This window comes from Parabacteroides sp. HGS0025, from assembly GCF_000969845.1.
In the GTDB taxonomy this organism is placed as follows: domain Bacteria; phylum Bacteroidota; class Bacteroidia; order Bacteroidales; family Tannerellaceae; genus Parabacteroides; species Parabacteroides gordonii.
In genome coordinates, this window is the sequence record NZ_KQ033903.1 from 527,729 (window position 1) to 547,556 (window position 19,828).

The 19,828-nt window shown below is 41.3% G+C and carries 13 protein-coding genes; 9 read left to right on the top strand and 4 right to left on the bottom strand.

The window, feature by feature from the left end:
• The first annotated feature begins 389 nt into the window (after window positions 1–389).
• On the top strand, window positions 390–1,238 hold the full coding sequence (locus HMPREF1212_RS19230; protein ID WP_046150722.1) for a BRO-N domain-containing protein: 849 nt from the start codon (window positions 390–392) through the stop codon (window positions 1,236–1,238).
• Between the two features lie 20 nt (window positions 1,239–1,258).
• Here the strand turns inward: HMPREF1212_RS19230 and HMPREF1212_RS19235 are convergent, their stop codons facing one another.
• The gene (locus HMPREF1212_RS19235) at window positions 1,259–3,595 is read right to left on the bottom strand and encodes a DUF2339 domain-containing protein (RefSeq protein WP_046150723.1); all 2,337 of its coding nucleotides are present in this window, start codon (window positions 3,593–3,595) and stop codon (window positions 1,259–1,261) included.
• A gap of 45 nt (window positions 3,596–3,640) precedes the next feature.
• Complete coding sequence (locus tag HMPREF1212_RS19240; RefSeq protein ID WP_046150724.1) at window positions 3,641–4,606, bottom strand: helix-turn-helix domain-containing protein; 966 nt, start codon at window positions 4,604–4,606, stop codon at window positions 3,641–3,643.
• A 105-nt stretch (window positions 4,607–4,711) separates the two neighbouring features.
• On the opposite strand from HMPREF1212_RS19240, the gene HMPREF1212_RS19245 reads away from it, so the two are divergent.
• Complete coding sequence (locus HMPREF1212_RS19245) at window positions 4,712–5,629, top strand: PfkB family carbohydrate kinase (protein ID WP_028726361.1); 918 nt, start codon at window positions 4,712–4,714, stop codon at window positions 5,627–5,629.
• A gap of 91 nt (window positions 5,630–5,720) precedes the next feature.
• Here HMPREF1212_RS19245 and HMPREF1212_RS19250 read toward each other — a convergent pair whose 3' ends face one another.
• Window positions 5,721–6,935, bottom strand: coding sequence for an MFS transporter (locus tag HMPREF1212_RS19250; RefSeq protein WP_046150725.1), 1,215 nt, complete (start codon window positions 6,933–6,935; stop codon window positions 5,721–5,723).
• Between the two features lie 155 nt (window positions 6,936–7,090).
• Here HMPREF1212_RS19250 and HMPREF1212_RS19255 point away from each other — a divergent pair, with 155 nt between their 5' ends.
• The 7 genes from HMPREF1212_RS19255 (at window position 7,091) to HMPREF1212_RS19285 (ending at window position 18,570) form a co-directional block, all read left to right on the top strand.
• Window positions 7,091–7,660, top strand: coding sequence for an RNA polymerase sigma-70 factor (locus HMPREF1212_RS19255; protein ID WP_046151240.1), 570 nt, complete (start codon window positions 7,091–7,093; stop codon window positions 7,658–7,660).
• Between the two features lie 112 nt (window positions 7,661–7,772).
• Window positions 7,773–8,714, top strand: coding sequence for a FecR family protein (locus tag HMPREF1212_RS19260; RefSeq protein WP_046150726.1), 942 nt, complete (start codon window positions 7,773–7,775; stop codon window positions 8,712–8,714).
• Between the two features lie 210 nt (window positions 8,715–8,924).
• On the top strand, window positions 8,925–12,236 hold the full coding sequence (locus HMPREF1212_RS19265; protein ID WP_232430163.1) for a TonB-dependent receptor: 3,312 nt from the start codon (window positions 8,925–8,927) through the stop codon (window positions 12,234–12,236).
• A 16-nt stretch (window positions 12,237–12,252) separates the two neighbouring features.
• Window positions 12,253–13,734, top strand: coding sequence for a RagB/SusD family nutrient uptake outer membrane protein (locus tag HMPREF1212_RS19270; protein WP_046150728.1), 1,482 nt, complete (start codon window positions 12,253–12,255; stop codon window positions 13,732–13,734).
• 3 nt (window positions 13,735–13,737) lie between these two features.
• A complete protein-coding gene (locus HMPREF1212_RS19275) occupies window positions 13,738–15,117 on the top strand; it encodes an FAD-dependent oxidoreductase (protein WP_046150729.1) in 1,380 nt (459 codons plus the stop codon).
• 75 nt (window positions 15,118–15,192) lie between these two features.
• Window positions 15,193–17,889 carry a glycoside hydrolase family 2 protein gene (locus HMPREF1212_RS19280; RefSeq protein WP_046150730.1) on the top strand — a complete coding sequence of 899 codons (2,697 nt, stop codon included), beginning with the start codon at window positions 15,193–15,195 and terminating at the stop codon, window positions 17,887–17,889.
• Window positions 17,890–17,997: 108 nt separating this feature from the next.
• The gene (locus HMPREF1212_RS19285) at window positions 17,998–18,570 is read left to right on the top strand and encodes a DUF4840 domain-containing protein (RefSeq protein ID WP_046150731.1); all 573 of its coding nucleotides are present in this window, start codon (window positions 17,998–18,000) and stop codon (window positions 18,568–18,570) included.
• Between the two features lie 112 nt (window positions 18,571–18,682).
• On the opposite strand, the gene HMPREF1212_RS19290 is transcribed toward HMPREF1212_RS19285, so the two are convergent.
• On the bottom strand, window positions 18,683–19,825 hold the full coding sequence (locus tag HMPREF1212_RS19290) for an iron-containing alcohol dehydrogenase (RefSeq protein WP_046150732.1): 1,143 nt from the start codon (window positions 19,823–19,825) through the stop codon (window positions 18,683–18,685).
• Window positions 19,826–19,828 lie beyond the last annotated feature (3 nt).

The following is a 19,828-nucleotide window of genomic DNA, read 5'->3' on the forward strand; positions in this document are numbered from 1 at the left end:
AATTTGCTCTAAAAGTGGGGAATTTATCCTGTTTTCAGGGGCCATTTCTGTTATCTGCAGAGATAGTGGAAACACGCCAGCAAGTAATAAGATTCACATGCCAGATAATAGAAAAAAACATCGGTAAGTAATTGCTTGCCGATAATCATGAGCAAGCTTGTCGATAGCTATGGGTAAGCTTACTGACGACTATCGGCAAGTTTGTTAATAATTATGGGCAACAGATTTTATATTGAGGCATCAGCAGAAAGGTGCTGATCATAAACTATTTAGAATCGACAGACATCTACCTGCAATTATAAAAGCATTTATTCTTTTGTTAATAGATTTTCATCATTATCCATAAAATAATCCTATCTTTACAGAGTTAAAAACAAAACCATAACAATATGACTCACACAAATGCAATCAAGCTCTTTGAAGAAAAGAAAGTTCGTACCCTTTGGGACGACGAAACGGAAGAATGGTATTTTTCAATCGTTGATGTAATCGCTGTTTTAACAGACAGTAAGGATCCAAACGCCTATTGGAGAAAGTTAAAACAGAGACTAAAAAATGAAGGAAATGAAACCGTGACAAACTGTCACAGTTTGAAAATGACTGCAAATGATGGAAAAATGCGCTTAACAGACGTTGCCACCACCGAACAACTATTCCGCTTAATTCAAAGTATCCCATCTCCTAAGGCTGAACCATTCAAGTTATGGATCGCCCAAATCGCTAAAGAACGTTTGGATCAGATACAAGATCCGGAACTATCGATCAATCAGGCTATGCAGGACTATAAACGGTTAGGATATTCGGATAATTGGATCAACCAGCGTCTGAAAAGCATTGAAATACGTAAAGAACTCACCGACGAATGGAAACGGCATGGATTGCAGGAAGGGGTACAATTCGCCACGCTCACAGATATTATTTACCAAACATGGGCGGATAAAACAGCAAAAGAATATAAACAATTTAAAGGGCTGAAGAAAGAGAATTTACGAGATAATATGACTAACACTGAACTAGTGCTTAATATGTTAGCCGAATTGTCAACCACAAAAATATCAGAAACACAAAATCCTGATACATTCAATGAACATGCCGATGTAGCACGCCGGGGCGGAAATATTGCACGGGATGCCAGACTAAAACTGGAAGAAGAGACCGGTAAAAAAGTCGTTACCCCCTTAAATGCCAAAGCTGTAATACAATTAAACAGCAATGATGAGAATAACAAAAAAGAATAATCAATATCGAGGAAGCTGGATCAACCAACTTCCTCTTTATTATCCATAAACAACACCTTCTTCAGTTTCTGATACAGGAAAGATAATACTAGCAGGATTACTCCCAACATAATAAAGACAATGATCTTCCCGACTGTTGGCAACAACCACAAATCGACAATGACCAGCTTCAGAAGGACAACACCAAAAACAGCCAAACTGATCATACGCAGAACTTTCAGATGCAGACGCATACCAAACGCCATCTGCACAAAGCCCGCAATACTCAGGGAGATTGAAAGAACTGCACTCGATTCATTCTGCCAGCCGAAAAGATACAACATATTATATGCGGCAACTGCAAACAGGATAGTAGAGACAACCGCAATAAACAAGGTCATCCTGTCCGCACTTTTCTGCCGGAAGTTAAACGAACGGTAAAACCATTTTCCCAGGAAGAACAGATGGGCAACGACAATAAACAGAGAAGACCATTGCAAGATGGAGAGAGAAGACTCACCACATTCATTCGCCACTCGTGAAAGCCAGATAAATAAACTGCCCGAAAATCCTGCCATCACAGCATAAACAACAGAAAAACGTGCCATCGGAAAACGCTTCCTCAACCCGATCAATAAAAGTAATAGAGCGAAATTGGTAAATGCCAGGCAAACACAATTACTTAACGGCCCGTCCGTTATATTCCTATAGAAATCGACTATAAATGAAAGATAAACGATACCGCAACCCATCAGCAACGAAATAACACTAAAAGGAATATATTTCAGATTCGACGTTTCAGTAAAGAATACCTTCTCCCGCTCCATCAGCCAAACGAATACACCAAAAGCTAATCCGGTAAAGATTCCGGTGGCAAATGTTCCATTCCACAGTAGTGGCTGGACAAAGCCGTCAGTCAGCACATCCTCCACATCCATAAGGAAAGATACAACCGTCAGGAAAAGAAGCAACTGCGTAAAATAGGCATAGACAGGTTGGCGGAACTTAATGAACAACCAAAGGACAACCACCATTTCTGTCGCCCAAAGTAATGTAATAAAACTACCTTCCAGTTGGATAGGTATGCTTATCGAAATAAATGTCAGAAACATGCCTACCAACGCAGTAAACAGATAACCGGTTTCCGATTTCTTCCCCCGTATCGCATAAGCCAGACAAACATTCACCAAAGCGATAAACATAGTAAACGCCCCCTTAATATTATACGGCAGATGCAACTCATGCAGATACCACAAGGCAAAATAAAGATAGATGAAATTATTCAACACAACGATCATCATCAACGGTTGATTAGCCTTCTTATTATCCGTACGCAACACCGAAACGACCGGTAACAGGAATATCAGATAAAATAATGTAGAGAAAAGCAGCAGCTGTATCAATTGCATATCCCCGGCAATATCCAGGTCAGCCACCAGCGAATACCCCAACATGATCACATAAGTAGCCACAAAACCGATCACCGGCAATTCTCCCCACTTCTTATAGAGCGACAATCCGAACATTCCCACATTCAGGATCGTTAGATAAGTAAACAGCACCAGATAGTTACCCATTCCGTTACTAACCAGGAAAGGTGCGATAAACCCACCCACCAAACCGATCACCGCCAGTTCACGCCGGTTATAAACGACCGACAACAAAGACATCAGCACCGTGAGAACCACCAATATAACAAAAGCGGCTGTCTGACTGAACAAGCCATAATAATGATAAGCCATCGCCACCGTCACATAGAAGATGGCAAATGCACCACCCGCCAGCAGAGAACTGAATGTACGATAGGTATTTTTCAGTCTCTGCGACAAGACCAGTAATCCGCCACCAACTACAAAGCCCAATACCGTACGGAAAACTTCATTGATCCAATTCTTATCGATCGCATATTTAACGAACAATCCCATGCCGACCACCAATACAAGGATACCGATCTTCCCGAACAGATTCTCTCCGATATACTTCTCATAATCGACTTTCTTTTTCTCCTTAACCAGTCCAAAGGGTTTGATGACAGGCTGTGGAACGACCTTCTTCTTTTCCGGTTGTACTTCGGCAACCGTTCCGCTCACCATCTCTTTCTGTAAGTATTCGGTAGCGGCTTCTACAGGAACCTCAACAGGCACCTCAATAACAGGCGGCACCAATTCCTCCACGACAGTCTTTTCCGGCATCTCTTCCGTCAATTCCGTCACACTTGTCGTTTCCGGCCGTTTTATCTCTTCCAGCCGAGACTCCACCAGCTTTTTCAGACTATAAATATCTCTCCGGAGAGCATCCGTGTGAACATTCATCTTACTTATATGTGAATACAAGCTGACCCAGACGACAACGATCAGTACAACAAGTAGAAATTCCATAACGTTATATTTAAAGACCGTGCCTAAGATACGGATTTATTTGGATTACAGGCTACCAATGATCATTCTTTGCTTCTCAAAGAACAAAATCCGTTGCTTTTCCCCGCTGACAGAGATCATGGTTGACGATTTCAGCAACGCTTGCATCCAGTTATGAAATATCTCATACGCCTTCTCATCCAGCGAGACAACCGAGTTCAGTATAAATGCCCGGATCATGCTGATACGCATTTTTTTAGTCTCCAGATAACTATAACTGGCATCAAAATTAATATTGGAAACATAGATCTGTATCGGATTGCCGGTTTCACTATACGTCCCCCTGGAAGCAAGCGTCTCCATATAGTTAAGGAAATGCATCAACTCTTGTTTTAGCTTCCGGACATCTTCCGGATCAATCAACCGGATACTACTGTAATACAATATATCATTCACAATATACTGAAAGATCAAAGGATCCCAAACATGAACCGTTTTCCTGACATGCCTGGATTCCATAGCCGTAACACGTTGAACAGCCTGCAATTTCTCAGCCGTTTCAATATCCCTGAAATGAGCAGTCTTGTCCGAATGGCCATACTGGTTGTACCATTTGAACAAATAAAAGCGGGTGATGTATTCATAATCCAACAAAAAAATAGAAGGTAGAACGTTCATACATTCCACACTACAGGATGTCGGATCTTCCCGTGCTTCCTGCAACCGTTCGTTATACAGTCCCCACATCTTGTAGTCGTCTTCAATTGGTTCTACATACTCCACCAGACTCAACTGATAAGGACGGCTCCTAGCCGAGTGTGCTCCGACCAGATTATCCAACGAGATCCCTAGTTTATGGGAGATCGACGCAATCTCAGCAAAGGAGAAAGCAACATCGCCCCTCATACGGCGATAAACAGCTTCTTTTTCCAGGCGCAATAAATCAACCAATGTGTTAGTTAAAGTTGCTTTGTGTGGTATCTTCTCTCTGATTGCGCCAACGAACTTTTCGTGAATCAGGTCTTTACTCATAACCACAATTTTAATGATTGTCAATAGACAAAAATAATAAAAATAAAGAAGTAGTTCCTATCAGTGGCAATTTTGACTACTTTTGTATAATAAACAATCAATAATATGCATGATCTTTGCTGTATCGGGCACATCACACTGGATAAGATTGTGACCCCTAAAAATACTGTACACATGGCGGGAGGAACCGCATTTTACTTCTCCCATGCGATCAAACATTTCAACGATATAGATTATACGCTGATAACCGCTCTTGCCGAGTCTGAAATGAAAGAGGTCGACAGATTGCGGTCGGAAGGCATCGACGTAGCTGTTATGCCCAGTAAACATTCCGTTTATTTCGAAAATATCTATGGAGAGAATCAGGATAACCGTACGCAGCGGGTGTTGGCCAAAGCCGATCCTTTCACAATCGATTACCTGAAAGAGGTGGAAGCAAAAATATTCCATCTGGGTAGCCTGCTGGCTGACGACTTTTCGCTGGATGTAGTCAAATACATGGCAACCAAAGGGTTTGTTTCGGCCGACTCACAGGGATATCTGCGCGAAGTAAGAGACAAGAATGTTTATGCAACCGACTGGATCGGAAAAGAAGAAGCCCTGAAATATATCCATTTCTTAAAAGCCAACGAGCTTGAAATGGTGGCATTGACCGGGTATTCGGATGTAGCCAGCGCCGCGAAGCAGCTATACGACTGGGGAGTAAAAGAGGTACTGATCACTTTGGGAAGTCTGGGATCTGTTATTTATGATGGCGATACATTCTATAAAATACCCGCCTATAAACCCCGGGAAGTAGTTGACGCTACCGGATGTGGCGACACATACATGACCGGATACCTGTACCAACGCGCCAAAGGTGCCGGCATAGAAGAGGCAGGTCGCTTCGCTGCTGCCATGTCGACCATCAAGATCGAAGCATCAGGGCCTTTCAGCGGAAGCAAAGAAGATATCATCCGCTGCATGGAGACGGCGGAACAAAGGTATGAGGATACTGTCTGCATTAATTCCCCACACAAATAAAAATTATGGGGAATTTTCCCCAGCAAGGGTGGGAATAATCCCCATTGCAATGGGGAAAAATACCCATTCTAAGGGAACTAAAATAGCCGAGTTACTTAAACGCCTTACTAAACGTTGTCATCAACAGGATGCAAAGCCCTAAAAGTCCTACCACCATATAAGCATACTCCATATTGAATGCCTGCGAGATTGCGCCGATCAGAAGCGGTGCGATCAGCGATCCGATAAAACTGATACTGGACAGAATAGTCAGAGCAATGCCGACCGGCGTCTTAGACTTCGCGCCGACCAGACTATAAATAGTAGGAACCATACTGGAAATACCCAACCCAACGAGCATAAAACCCAATGAGTTTACGATCACCTTCAATGCCATCGAATCAAAACGACTTCCCAACAGGGCCGAAATAAAGAATCCGATAAAAATAAAGGCACCGGACAACTGTAACACTCGTTGCTTACCTAATATCCGATATGCATAATTTGCCAGGAAACGCCCTACCGTCATCATCACCATAAAGACAAGAAATCCGATCTGTAACGATTTAGGCACCTGCAAGACCGACTCAAAATAGACCCCGCTCCAGTCAAACATCGCACTTTCCACGATCAAGGCAAATAAACCCACCAGTCCCAACTTGATAAGCAGCATTTCCGGTCGCCGGATATATTTCCACTTTTCCGATGATTCTTCTTTCACGACCGCTTCTTCTGCCTGTTCCTGAGCCGTATCTTCCTGGAGATATCTCCGACCGACCATTGTTATAAGAAAGATGATCACCGCAATCATCGTAAAATGCCAGAAAGGAGTGATACCCGAAATAATCATAATAAAACCGATCAATGCCCCCATACAGGCCGCCAGGCTCCAACCTCCGTGAAAGGAAGCCATGATTGTCCGCCCATAAAAACGTTCAATGCCGATCCCCTGTGTATTCAGCGATATATCACACAAATTCCAGAATACTCCGAAAGAAAAAAGACATACTCCTAACATATAAATATTCACAGCCGTCCCGATAGAAAACAGCGAAAGAGCATATCCCATAATACTGACCTGCACCATGATCCGGCTTCCCAGTTTCGACACCAGATAACCGGCCAGCGGAATCGCTATGAACTTTCCGACCGGAATCATAAACAACACCATTCCCCAATAGAGAGCATCATTTACAGTAAAAAGTTCCTTTATATCAGGAATACGGCTCGCCCAACTGGAAAAGCAAAGTCCCTGAGCAAGAAAGAAGGAAAGAACAGCATAACGTATATGTTCTTTCGGGTAAGCGACATGGTTATTAGAATACATTTTCGTGATATTTTTTATTGAACAGATAAAAGTAAGTATATTTTTTCATGTTGACTATCTTTTTTAAAAAATCATTTTAACACAAGAAATTCAAAAGGAAAGACGAGAAAGTCAAATTTATGTATATCTTTATCGCCAAATTCGATTATACATTCATGCAAGGCAAACCTGAAATATACTCTTTTAATCAGTTGTTTACTGATTATAAAAGCCGTTTTATCCATTTTGCCAATACATACGTAGGCGATAGCATGATTGCAGAGGACATTGCAATCGACAGCCTAATGTATTATTGGGAAAACAGGGACAATCTTGCGCCCGATTCAAATATACCCGCTTATATCCTCACTATCATTAAACACAAGTGTTTAAATCATCTTCAGCGTCTGCGTACACAGGAAGACATAGTTGAATATTTAAGAAATTGCGACCTTTGGGAACTCAACCTCCGTATTGCCACACTGGAAGCCTGTAATCCGGAAAAGTTATTTTCAAACGAACTTCAGGCTCTTGTCGATGAAGGATTAAAAACATTACCGGAGCAAACCCGTGATATCTTTATTCGTAGCCGCTATAATAATCAGAGTCATAAAGAAATAGCGGAATCACTGGGCATTTCGACGAAAAGTGTCGAATTTCATATCACTAAAGCCTTAAAAGTGCTGCGCGTGACATTAAAAGATTATTTCCCCTTATTGTTCTTTTTACCACGGTTATTCAACTAACGGACAACTCTTCAAAAGATAAATTCCGTCTCCTGAACTTTTTTTTCAAAAAGTTTCATTTTTCGTTAGGGATGTTTCCCGCTTATTTGCTTTATAAACAGAAACGGAAAAAATGGAAAAGGAAACACTATACAATTTTTTTGAAGGGAAAGCTTCTCCAAAAGAAAAAGAAGCTATCCGTATATGGCTGGAAGCATCCCCCGATAATGAGAAAGAGTTATTCAGGGAACGCGAGTTTTTCGATGCAATGATTGTATCAGGTTCTGCTCAGAAAGAAGCTAAGGGGAAAAGTTCCCGTCCCTTCTATCTGCTGGCGATGTTAGAATTTGTGAAGTTCGCAGCTGTACTGGCTATTACTGTCACTTGCGGAACTTATCTCTATAAATCAGAAATTAAGAAGATCGGGGAAGCCATGAATACGATCACTGTTCCTGCCGGACAACGTGTAAATCTGACATTGCCGGACGGAACGAATGTTTGGTTAAATGCCCGCTCTGAAATGAAATATCCCGCTGCTTTTATAGGAAGTAAAAGAGAAATTATACTAGACGGTGAAGCCTATTTTGATGTCACACATAATACAGATAAGCCATTCGTCGTACAAACCAACAAATGCGATATAGAAGTGCTGGGTACAAAATTCAATATAGAAGCATATAGTGATTCAAAAGACTTTTGTACCTCGTTAATGGAGGGCTCCGTTAAAGTCTCCAACAGGAAAAACCCTTCTGAAAACCTTATATTATCTCCTAACCACCAGGTCTCATTGATCAACGGACATTTACAGTCGAAAACGATAGATGATTTTGATCCTTTCCGTTGGAAAGAAGGACTCATATGCTTCAAAAAGATGAGTTTCAATGAATTAATGATGCGATTCGAAAAAAGCTACGGTATACGTATTATTATAGAGAACCAACAATTAGCCAATTACATCTGTAGCGGTAAATTCCGCATATCGGATGGTATTGATAAAGCATTACGTATTTTACAGCAAGATGCTAAATACACATTTGTAAGAAATAAAGACGACTCAATCATTTATATAAAATAATGTCTAATCTTAAAATCAGAATGCCTATGACAGAAAAGAACAGTTAACCTTTCATTAAAATGCCGACAAGTGTGGGGACACTTACCGGCATAAACTTAACACAATTATTTAATTGCATTAATAAACTTGATTTCCAAAGATATGAATAAAAAATCTTTGTCGATGTCTTATTCTATAAAAAGGACTCGATATAAACAATTTTTTAGAATCATGAAAATAACCACTTTGTTATTATTCGTGTTCATTTTCTGCCTGCGTGCAGAACACTCCAGTTCTCAGAATGTGAATGTTACTATCAAAAGAAGTAATACCGAATTGGAGAAAGTATTGAACGACATTGAGAAACAAACAGATTATCTGTTTATTTACAACGATTATGTGAACGTAAACAGGAAAGTCTCTGTTAACCTGAAAAAAGCCCCTTTAAAAGAGGTCTTAGTTAACTTGTTCGAGGGAACCGATGTAAAATATTCCATCGACGACTCATATATCCTGTTATCAGCAGGAGGAACGAGGACAACGATTCCATTGACTACACAACAAGGAAAAACGATCAGCGGAGTCGTTACAGACAGTAACGGTGAACCGATTATCGGAGCTAATGTAGTAGGAAAAGGTTCAAAATCGATCGGAACAGTGACGGACGTTGACGGCAAATTTACTCTAGCATTGGATAATTCGTCAACAACATTGGTTGTGTCCTACATCGGTTATCTTACAAAAGAAGTTCCGGTCGACAACCAGTCTGTCCTGAAAGTAATTTTATCTGAAGATACCCAGAATCTGGAAGAAGTAGTCGTCATCGGTTACGGTTCTGTTAAGAAAAGCGACTTAACCGGTGCTGTTGGTTCCATTCAAGTTGATAAAGTACAGGGTATTAGTGTAAAATCCGTTGATCAGATGTTACAAGGGCGTACATCCGGTTTGTATATGGTACAGAATTCCGGTATGCCTGGTGCCAGTTCCACTGTCCGTATTCGTGGTGGAAACTCTATATCTGGGGGAAATGAACCGTTGTATATCATCGATGGTATGCCGGTTTACCCAAGTGCCAGCGCTAGTCAGACAGCATTAAGTCCGTTAAATTCGATCCCTACGTCGGATATCGAATCTATTGAAGTATTGAAAGATGCTTCTTCGACTGCTATTTATGGTTCCCGCGGTGCCAACGGAGTAATTATCGTAACAACAAAAAAAGGTAAGAGCGGAAAAACATCTGTGGCATTTGATGCTTATTGGGGCATTCAGAACATCTATAAGAAATATGATTTACTGGACTCTCATTCATTTGAGCAACTAGCCAATGAAGCGCTGGTTAATTCCGGAGGGACGGCTATTTATGATGAAAGTATAAATCCGGCTACTACAGATTGGCAAGGGATGACATCCAATGATAATGCCTTAACACAGAATTATCAAGTGACCATTTCAGGAGGAAACGACAAGACCACGTTCCTGACATCTTTAAATTATTTCGATCAGGAAGGTGTTATCAAAGCGACCGAAATGAAAAAATATGCCTTCCGCGCAAATATCGATCACAAGATTTCATCTACAATCCATTTAGGGCTTAGCCTGACAATGACCAAAGTTGACAATAATCGCGTAGGAAACTCTGTTTTACAAAGTCGCCTGACTACCCCTCCGAATATACCGGTAAAAAAAGAAGATGGAAGTTACACCTTTAGCGATGATAACGGCGTTATTACCTTCGATAATCCGATTGCTATTATAAACGAGAAAGTTGATTGGAATGCCAATTTCCGTACACTGAATAATGCCTTTGTTGAATGGGATATCATTAAAGGATTGAAGTTCAAGTCTTCAATCGGCATAGATATCGACTATACAACAAATAAATATTATAACCCCCGTACCGTTTATTCCGGTAGCCAAAAAGGAGGAGAGGCTAAAAAGACCTCCAACAATACGTATACCTGGATCAATGAAAACATCCTTACCTATAATAATACATGGGGAGTACATTCATTTACCGGACTGATCGGTTATACTCAACAGGCATCTACTTACGACGGTTTTAATGCCGGCTCTTATGGCTTCTTAAACGATAATCTACAGATGAACAACCTTGGATCAGGAACTACCTACTCTGCTCCTGGTTCAAGTGTAACAAAATGGGCATTAAATTCTTATTTGGCACGTGTCAATTATATTCTGAACAATAAATATTTACTGACAGCCTCTATTCGAGCTGACGGTTCTTCCCGTTTTGGTAAAAATAATCGCTGGGGATATTTTCCTTCTGCAGCCTTAGCTTGGAGAGCATCGGAAGAGCCTTTTATCAAAAGCCTGAATATTTTCAGCAATCTGAAACCAAGGCTCAGTTTTGGTATAACAGGTAATCAGGACGGAATCGGAACATATCCTTCATACGCTTTATTAGGTTCAACCGGTTATGTCAGCGACGGCCAGAAAGTGACTGGTTATTACCCATCTCAAGTGGCCAATACAAATTTGAAATGGGAGACGACTTCCCAGTTTGATGCAGGTATCGATTTCGGTTTTTTCAATAACCGCTTAACAGTTACACTTGACGGTTATTACAAAAAGACCAAAGACCTGTTGCTGAAAGTCAAAATACCCGGATCTTCCGGATTCTCTTCCGGATTGAAAAATATAGGAGAAGTAGAAAATAAAGGGTTTGAACTGGCAATCAACGCAACTCCTGTAGAAGGAGCCTTTACCTGGAATACCAGTCTCAATCTTACCTATAATAAAAATAAAGTGTTGGATTTAGGGGATGTTTCTTTCATTTATCCGGATCAACCGGGACAGGATGACACAGGCACACATCTAGGACGTATTGTTCAGGTCGGTCAACCTTTAGGCACATTCTATGGATACGTATATGACGGACTTTTCAGTACAACAGATGATATTGAGTCATCCTCCCAACCGACTGCAAAACCGGGAGATATACGCTATAAAGATATCAGTGGACCGGATGGTGTTCCTGATGGAATAATAAATGATCTCGATCGCACGATTATTGGCTGTGCACAACCTAAAATTTTCGGAGGATTCAACAATACGTTCTCATACAAGAACTTTGATCTTAATATAAATACAATCTTTACGATTGGAAATGATGTATATAACGGAACAAGAGTGGTTATGGAGAATATGCAGGGATCTACCAATATGTTCACAACGACTATGGATCGATGGAGTTCATCTAATCAGAACGCAGCCTATCCACGCCCACTCCGATCAAAAGCCGTCATGCGTGTATCGGATGAATATGTTGAAAACGGTTCTTATCTGCGTTTCCAGAATATTACATTAGGATATAATGTTCCTGCAGAATTTCTCAGTTTCACGAAATATGTATCAGGCTTGCGCATCTATGCATCTTTGCAGAACTTCTTTACAATCACAAGTTATTCCGGAGACAACCCGGAAGTGAGTAAATACGGGCAAGACAATCTTGGAGCCGGTTATGATGCATTTTCATATCCGTTTTCAAAGTCAGTATTGTTTGGTCTGAATGTTAAATTCTAAATGAGTCTAAGTAGTTATGAAAAAAATAGTATGTATAATAGTAAGTCTAATCATGATGAGTTCCTGTACAGATATGAATCTGATACCGGAGTCGAACCTTAGTCCTGAAAATTTCTTTAAATCGGAAGAAGATGCCACAGCTGCTGTTTATGGAGCTTATGCCGTTTTCGCTGATAATGATATCTATAATCAATTCTGGGAAGTTTTGCAGAGCCAGGGAACGGATGACAGCGAATGGGGAGGAGGCCGTACGACAACCAATCTGGACAAGAACGCATTGGATAAATTTGAATTTGACGGAAATACAAACCTGGTTTATTCCGTTTGGATCAAACATTATGTAGCAGTTAACCGATCCAATTTTGCAATCGAGAATATATCCAATATGGGAAGCGATCAGGTCAAAGAAGATGTAAAAAGCAGACTTATCGGTGAAGCCAAGTTTTTACGAGCTTTAGCATACTTCAATTTAGTTCGTGTATACGGGGGTGTACCATTGGTGCTACATCAAACAACACAACTTGAAGGACTTGAAGTTACGCGGAATACAACAGACGAATGTTACGAACAGATCATCAGCGATCTTCAGGATGCAAAATCCGTCTTACCTTCTATCGATCAGCTACCGAACGGATATTTAGGACGTGCAACCAAAGGTTCGGCAGCAACATTGTTGGCTAAAGTCTATTTGACGCGTGAAGATTATCAGAATGTAGTAAAGGAAACCAGTGAGGTCATGCAGATGGGATACAAGCTCTGGGACAACTACATTGACAATTTTGATGTAGAAAAAGAAAACGGACAGGAGTCTATATTCGAGATACAATATAAAAGAAATACACCTGGAGTGGCAGGTAGTAACTTCAATGGCTTTTTTCGTCCTCCTTTTGTCAACCTGAATGGCTGGGTCGGATATGGTGATGATCCGGTTACCCGCAATCATTATGAATGTTATGAAGAAGGAGACCTTCGCAGGGATGTAAATGTGCGTCTTTATACAAAAGAAGAATATCCGAATATGTCTTCAAATTATGAATTTCCCTGTTATGTTAATAAATATCAGGATCCGTCTCCATTGGCAGTAAGATCCCAAGGAGGAGAAAATAATTATCCGTTATTGCGTTACTCCGATATTTACCTGATGCGTGCAGAAGCATTGAACGCAATTAACCCTTCTGACACAGAAGCCTATAATTGCCTGAATGTAGTACGAAGACGGGCATTCGGATTCAATATGAATGAATCTTCCGCTATTGATATTAAGACAGGATTGAGTAAGGAAGATTTTCTCGATACAATACTTCTGGAACGTCGCAGAGAGTTCGCCTTTGAAGGACATCGCCGCTTTGACCTGTTGCGTACACATAAACTAAAAGAAGCAATGATGGTACAAAATCCTGTGATCGGTTCAATTGTAGAAGAAAAACATTACTTGTTGCCTATACCTGTAACCGAATTAGATGCAAATAAATTGTTGGAACAAAATCCGGGTTGGTAATTTATGAAAAGAAGAAATTTTTTAAAAGACATAAGTTCTTTAGGCTTAGCATCTGTAGCAATCGGAACGCCATTGGCTGCAGAAACTCCCAGAAGTAGCTTTTTGCCGGGTAAATCAAAAATACCGGTATACGACAACTGGGATGTAATAGTTGTAGGAGGAGGACCTTCAGGATGTGCTGCGGCTACGGCCGCGGCACGCGAAGGTGCCAGAACATTGTTGATAGAAGGCACAGGTGCCCTGGGAGGAATGGGGACTTCCGGCTTGCTGAATGCCTGGTGTCCTTTCACCGACGGAGATAAAATTATTTACAAAGGTATCGCAGAAAAAGTCTTTACGGAATCTAAGAAAGGAGTTCCACATATACATTATGATAACTGGGTTCCTATAAACAGCGAATATTTGAAAGTTGTATATGACGATTTGGTGACCTCTACTGGTGTTTCTGTTCTCTTATTCTCTACTATGGCTGCTGTAGAAATGAAACAAAAGGGAGTTGTTGATGCAATAATCGTTGCGAATAAAGCAGGGTTATCCGCTTATAAAGCAAAAGTTTTTATCGATTGTACAGGAGACGGTGATCTTGCCCATTGGGCCGGTGCGGATTTTGTTATGGGAGACGAAAGCGGATTTGTACAGGAAGGAACATTATGCTTTACCGTATCAAATGTAGATCCTTATGAGTTTTCTCTAATAGGGAACGTTCATACCAGCCGAAAAAACAGTCCGATTCATTCTATATATGGTAATCCCAATTATCCGTTAGTAAAGGATAAACATATGAATGACAAATTGATCGGACCGGGAATGTTAGGTTTCAATGCCGGTCATGTAACCGTCGACAGTACAGACCCTGTCTCTCTGACAGAAGCTATAATGAAAGGGCGAAAACTGGTACGGCAATTACATGAAGGACTAGTTGAATTCGAGCCTAAATCATTTGCAGCATCTTATCTGGCAAGTACAGCTAACTTGATGGGTATACGGGAAAGCCGCCGTATAAAATGTGACTATACATTTACATTAGAAGACTGGCTGGCCCGCCGTGAATTCGAGGATGGCATTGGGCGCAACTGTTATTATATCGATGTTCATAAACAAAATGCGACAGAATATCCCCGTTATAAAAAAGGAGAATCCCACGGAATACCATTCGGTTGTCTGACACCGGTCGACCTGAAAAATGTAATGGTTGCAGGACGGTGTATATCTACTGACTCTTATGCACATGGGAGCCTGCGCGTAATGCCCCCCTCTTTGGTTACCGGAGAGGCTGTCGGTGTTGCTGCAGGACAGATATACAAATCCAAGTCGCCGGATATTCACAATATCGACATCAAGCAACTACGAAAGCGCTTACAGGAAGTAGGGCAGCTCATATAAAAATAAAATGCCCGTCTATCATTTACTCATAAAAGAACGATAGACGGGTATCTTACTTAAATAAGCATTACAGATATGAAACAACTCTTTCTTATTATATTATTATGCATCATCAGTAGTTCTTTTCTGAAAGGACAGGATACAAATTATTATCGCAATCCGGATAAAATATATTTGGATTCGAAAGAAGGTCACCAAGGAAGCTTCAATTGGAAAATGAAAAAAGCCGGAGAAGTAATGGATGATGCAAAAACTATATCACAACCCGGATATGGAACAAATAGCTGGATGCCCGCCATAGTTCCAGGCACAGTGCTTAATTCTCTTGTTCATAATAAAATATACCCGGAACCCTATTATGGGATGAATAATAAACTGACAAATAATGTAATACCGGATCTGGCCACTGTCGGACGGGACTTTTATACTTACTGGTTCCGCACGGAGTTCACCATCCCTACCGACTTCAAAGAGAAAATAGTGTGGTTGCAACTGGATGGAATCAACTATCGTGCAGAAATATGGGTAAACGGATATTTACTGGATAATATCTCCGGGATGTTCATTCAAGATTACGTTGATATAACAGACTTTGCTCATATAGGTGAAGCAAATGCATTGGCAGTTAAAGTCTATCCGGTTGACATGCCTGGAACTATTAAACAGAAACAATGGGGAGCAGCAGGTGAGTTTCACAATGGTGGTGACGGAAATATCGGATTAAATACAACCATGCTGATGTCGGTCGGCTGGGACTTTACATTCCTGGATGGCATACGTGACCGCAATACAGGAATATGGAAAAGTATTTCGTTATATGCGACTAATAAGGCTGTGATCCGAAACCCATTTATCCGCTCCGAACTACTGAAGCCAGAATACAGCGAAGCAGCTGAAACAGTATCGGTAGAAGTCATAAACCCAACCACTTCTTCAGTAAAATGTCTTGTTTCCGGAGAAATTACGGGCGAAAATATCAGGTTCTCAAAAGAAGTAAATCTTTTCCGTGGTGAAACCCGGGAACTAGTGTTTACTCCAGAAGAGTTTCCACAATTGAACATCCGCAATCCTCGATTATGGTGGCCGATATTTAAAGGTAAACCGGAACTATACGAACTGAAAATGACCGTTTCTGTTAATGGTGAAGTTTCAGATTCATTAAATACGCGCTTCGGTATCCGGGAAATAACATCAGACCAGAATACTCCGGACAAATCGCGTCAGTTCTATGTGAATGGGAAAAAGATATTTATCAGGGGAACCAACTGGATACCGGAAGGGATGTTGCGTCATTCCGACGAACGCACATACGCAGAGTTGCGCTATACCAAACAATCCGGAATCAATCTGATACGTATGTGGGGAGGTGGCATTGCCGAATCCGACTATTTCTTCCAGTTATGCGACGAAATGGGCTTGCTGGTATGGCAGGAGTTCTGGCTGACCGGCGATACCAAACATCCGCATAACCAATCCCTTTATCTGGCAAACGTAGAATCTACCGTAAAACGATTGAGAAACCATCCTTCATTGGCTTATTACGTGTCATCCAATGAAAGTACCGAGGTTACCGGAGCAAAAGAGTTAATCATGAAGTTAGACGGAACACGCAGTTATCAAATGCAGTCGGAGTGTGACGGTGTACATGACGGTAGCCCTTATAAACAGGTCAATCCAATGCAACATTATGAAAATACGGCATCTCCTCGCGGTAGCCGGGTCGACGGATTTAATCCGGAATACGGGGCCCCCACTCTTCCGACTCTCGAAACACTTCGGGAGATAATGGATGAAAAAGATCTATGGCCGATCAATAAGGAAGTCTGGGACTATCATGACGGTGGTGGTTTTCACCTGATGTCCACCATGTATAAAGACCTGGTGAACAACTATGGTCAGTCCCAATCCATAGAAGAGTTCGCTAAAAAGGGGCAGTTGGTAGGAGCCATGAACTCCAAAACGATTTGGGAGGTCTGGAATTATAATAAGCTGGACTATGGAGATCGTTATTGCTCCGGATTACTGTTCTGGTATCATAATTGCCCGGTTCGTCAAGTCTGTGCACGTATGTGGGACTGGTCATTGGAACCCACAGCCTCATTATATCATACACAAAATGCATTGGAGCCTTTACATGCCCAATTCGACTACCTGAAAAATACAGTTTCCGTTTGTAACGACTATTATCAATCGTTCAACAATTATAAAGTAAAAGCAGAGGTATATGATTTGAACAGCAAGAAACGTTTTTCTCACTCTCTACGCATCGATATAGGGGAAGATGAAGTCTTGAACGATTTATTTAAAATAGAGTTTCCATCAGACATAACACCTGTACATTTCATCAGGCTTTCACTATGCGATGATAAGGATAAGGAAATCGCTTCTACATTCTATTGGCGTTCCAATGCTATCTATAAAGGGAAAGAAACACTAACAGGCCCCACGTCATCCGGATTTGAATCGCTGAATAAAATGCCGGAAGCCAGGATACAGACTAAATATAAGACTAAAGTAAGTGATAACCGTTATTATATTGAAGTTTCAGTAAAGAACACATCGCCACAAATTGCATTCTTTACACAACTACAGTTTCTGGACAAACGGGATAAACCTGTCCGCCCTTCATTTTATACAGATAATTTCTTCTCGTTATTACCAGGCGAGACAAAGAAAATACTTATAGATACTTCTGTTAGATATATAACCGAAGGGAAACTTTCTTTAGCTGTAAGTGGCTGGAATATACAAAAGAAGAAGTATGAACAATAATTTGATATCCATTTTTTCAATTATTCTTTCATCCCGATGCAGCCTTTTTGCAATTCCCTACATCTAATTAGTCGTACATAATTTATTAACATTAAAATAATAAGAAAGATGAAGAAGACGTTGAAATGGTCGCTTGTGATGATGTTAGCTGTATTTGGTTTAACCTTTGCATCTTGTAGTGATGATGACGATGAGACACCTACTGTACCGACAGTGGAAGAGGTAGTTGGAGAGTATTCAGGAAAGATGACTTATGATATGGCTAAAGCTGCTGCATCAGAAGAAACTCCGGGTGTAACATTGGATCTGACAGTAAAGAATGATTCTATCAACTTTGACAAATTTCCTTTCGAAGCATTGGTAAAAGCGATTATCCCAAATGAAGAAATGGCTAATGGCATCATTGAACAAGTTAAAAAAGTGGAATACAAAGTAGGATATAAAGCAAAAATGAACGCTGCTAACGATTCTGTATACTTGACGTTAGATCCTAAGCCACTGGCAATCGCTCTAGGTGAGAACATGGCTGTTAGTGTAACGATTACTGCTGCAAACGAAGGTGCTTATGCAGTTAATGAAAAGAATCTGAAGTTCAACCTAACTGCTACTGAAGCTAAATTAGGAGAAACAAATGCTCTTCCTGCTCCGATCGTCTTGTCATTCGACATGAAGAAGAAGTAATTCAGAAATAATATGACCTACATAAAAAAGGAGAATGCTCTTCAGTGAGTCATTCTCCTTTTGTTTTATTTATCAGCGACTTCCCTTTTAAGAAAGTTGAAAAGATATCTTATTATTTACAATTCTCCAAAATCTGTTTAGCCACAGCCCCCGTTACATTTCCGGCATCACCGTAAGCTACATTGGCGGCATTGAAGCGGCGTTCGATCTCTTTGATCGTTTCATCACCGATATTTTCTTCCCCCAGACGGGTAGACAATCCCAGGCTGCGGAAGAACTCTTCCGTCTTTTGGATGGCCTGATCGACGCGTTCGTCCACCGAACCCTCGGTAATACCCCAGACACGTTCGCCATACTGAAGGATTTTATCTTGTTTCTGCTGGCGGAGAGTACGTAAAGTACCCGGGAAAACGATCGCCAGCGTAGCGCCATGTGTCAAGCCATGCAAAGCAGTCAGTTCGTGACCGATCATGTGGGTAGCCCAATCCTGGGTGACACCCATGGCTATAAAGCCATTCAACGCCATAGTGGCAGAAAGCATAAAGTCAGCCATCACATTATAATCCTGCTGATTTGCTTTGATCTTAGGAGCGATCTCAACTACAGTGCTCAGGATACTTTCCGCCCAACGATCCATCAGGCGCGACTGACCCGTTGTCGTCATATACTGCTCCATTACATGCACGAACGTATCAGCCAGACCGCAGGCGATCTGATGAGCAGGCAAGGTAAAGGTCGTTTCCGGATCGAGGATAGAGAATACCGGATAGTTACTATAAAACGGATACTTCTCTTTCGTTTCATGGCGAGAGATCACCGCCCCGTTATTCATTTCCGATCCCGTAGCCGGCAAGGTAAGCACAGCCCCCATCGGGATAGTATCTTTAGCAGCACCTCTTTTTACCAGATCCCAGGCGTCACCGTCATACAGCAATCCGGCAGAGATCAGCTTGGTTCCGTCGAGCACCGAGCCACCGCCCACGGCCAACAGAAAATCTACGTTCTTCTCTTTACCCAAAGCGATGGCCTTACGTAATGTTTCGATGGAAGGATTCGGTTCAATCCCCCAGAACTCCACATACTCCCGTCCTTCCAGGGCTTTTATCACCTGGTCGTACACGCCGTTTTTCTTCACGCTACCACCACCGAAAGTGATCATGATACGTTTACCGGCGGGAATAGCTTTGCTTAATTCCGCGATCATCCCTTTTCCGAAGATCAATCGGGTAGGATTCTGAAACTTGAAGTTGTTCATAGC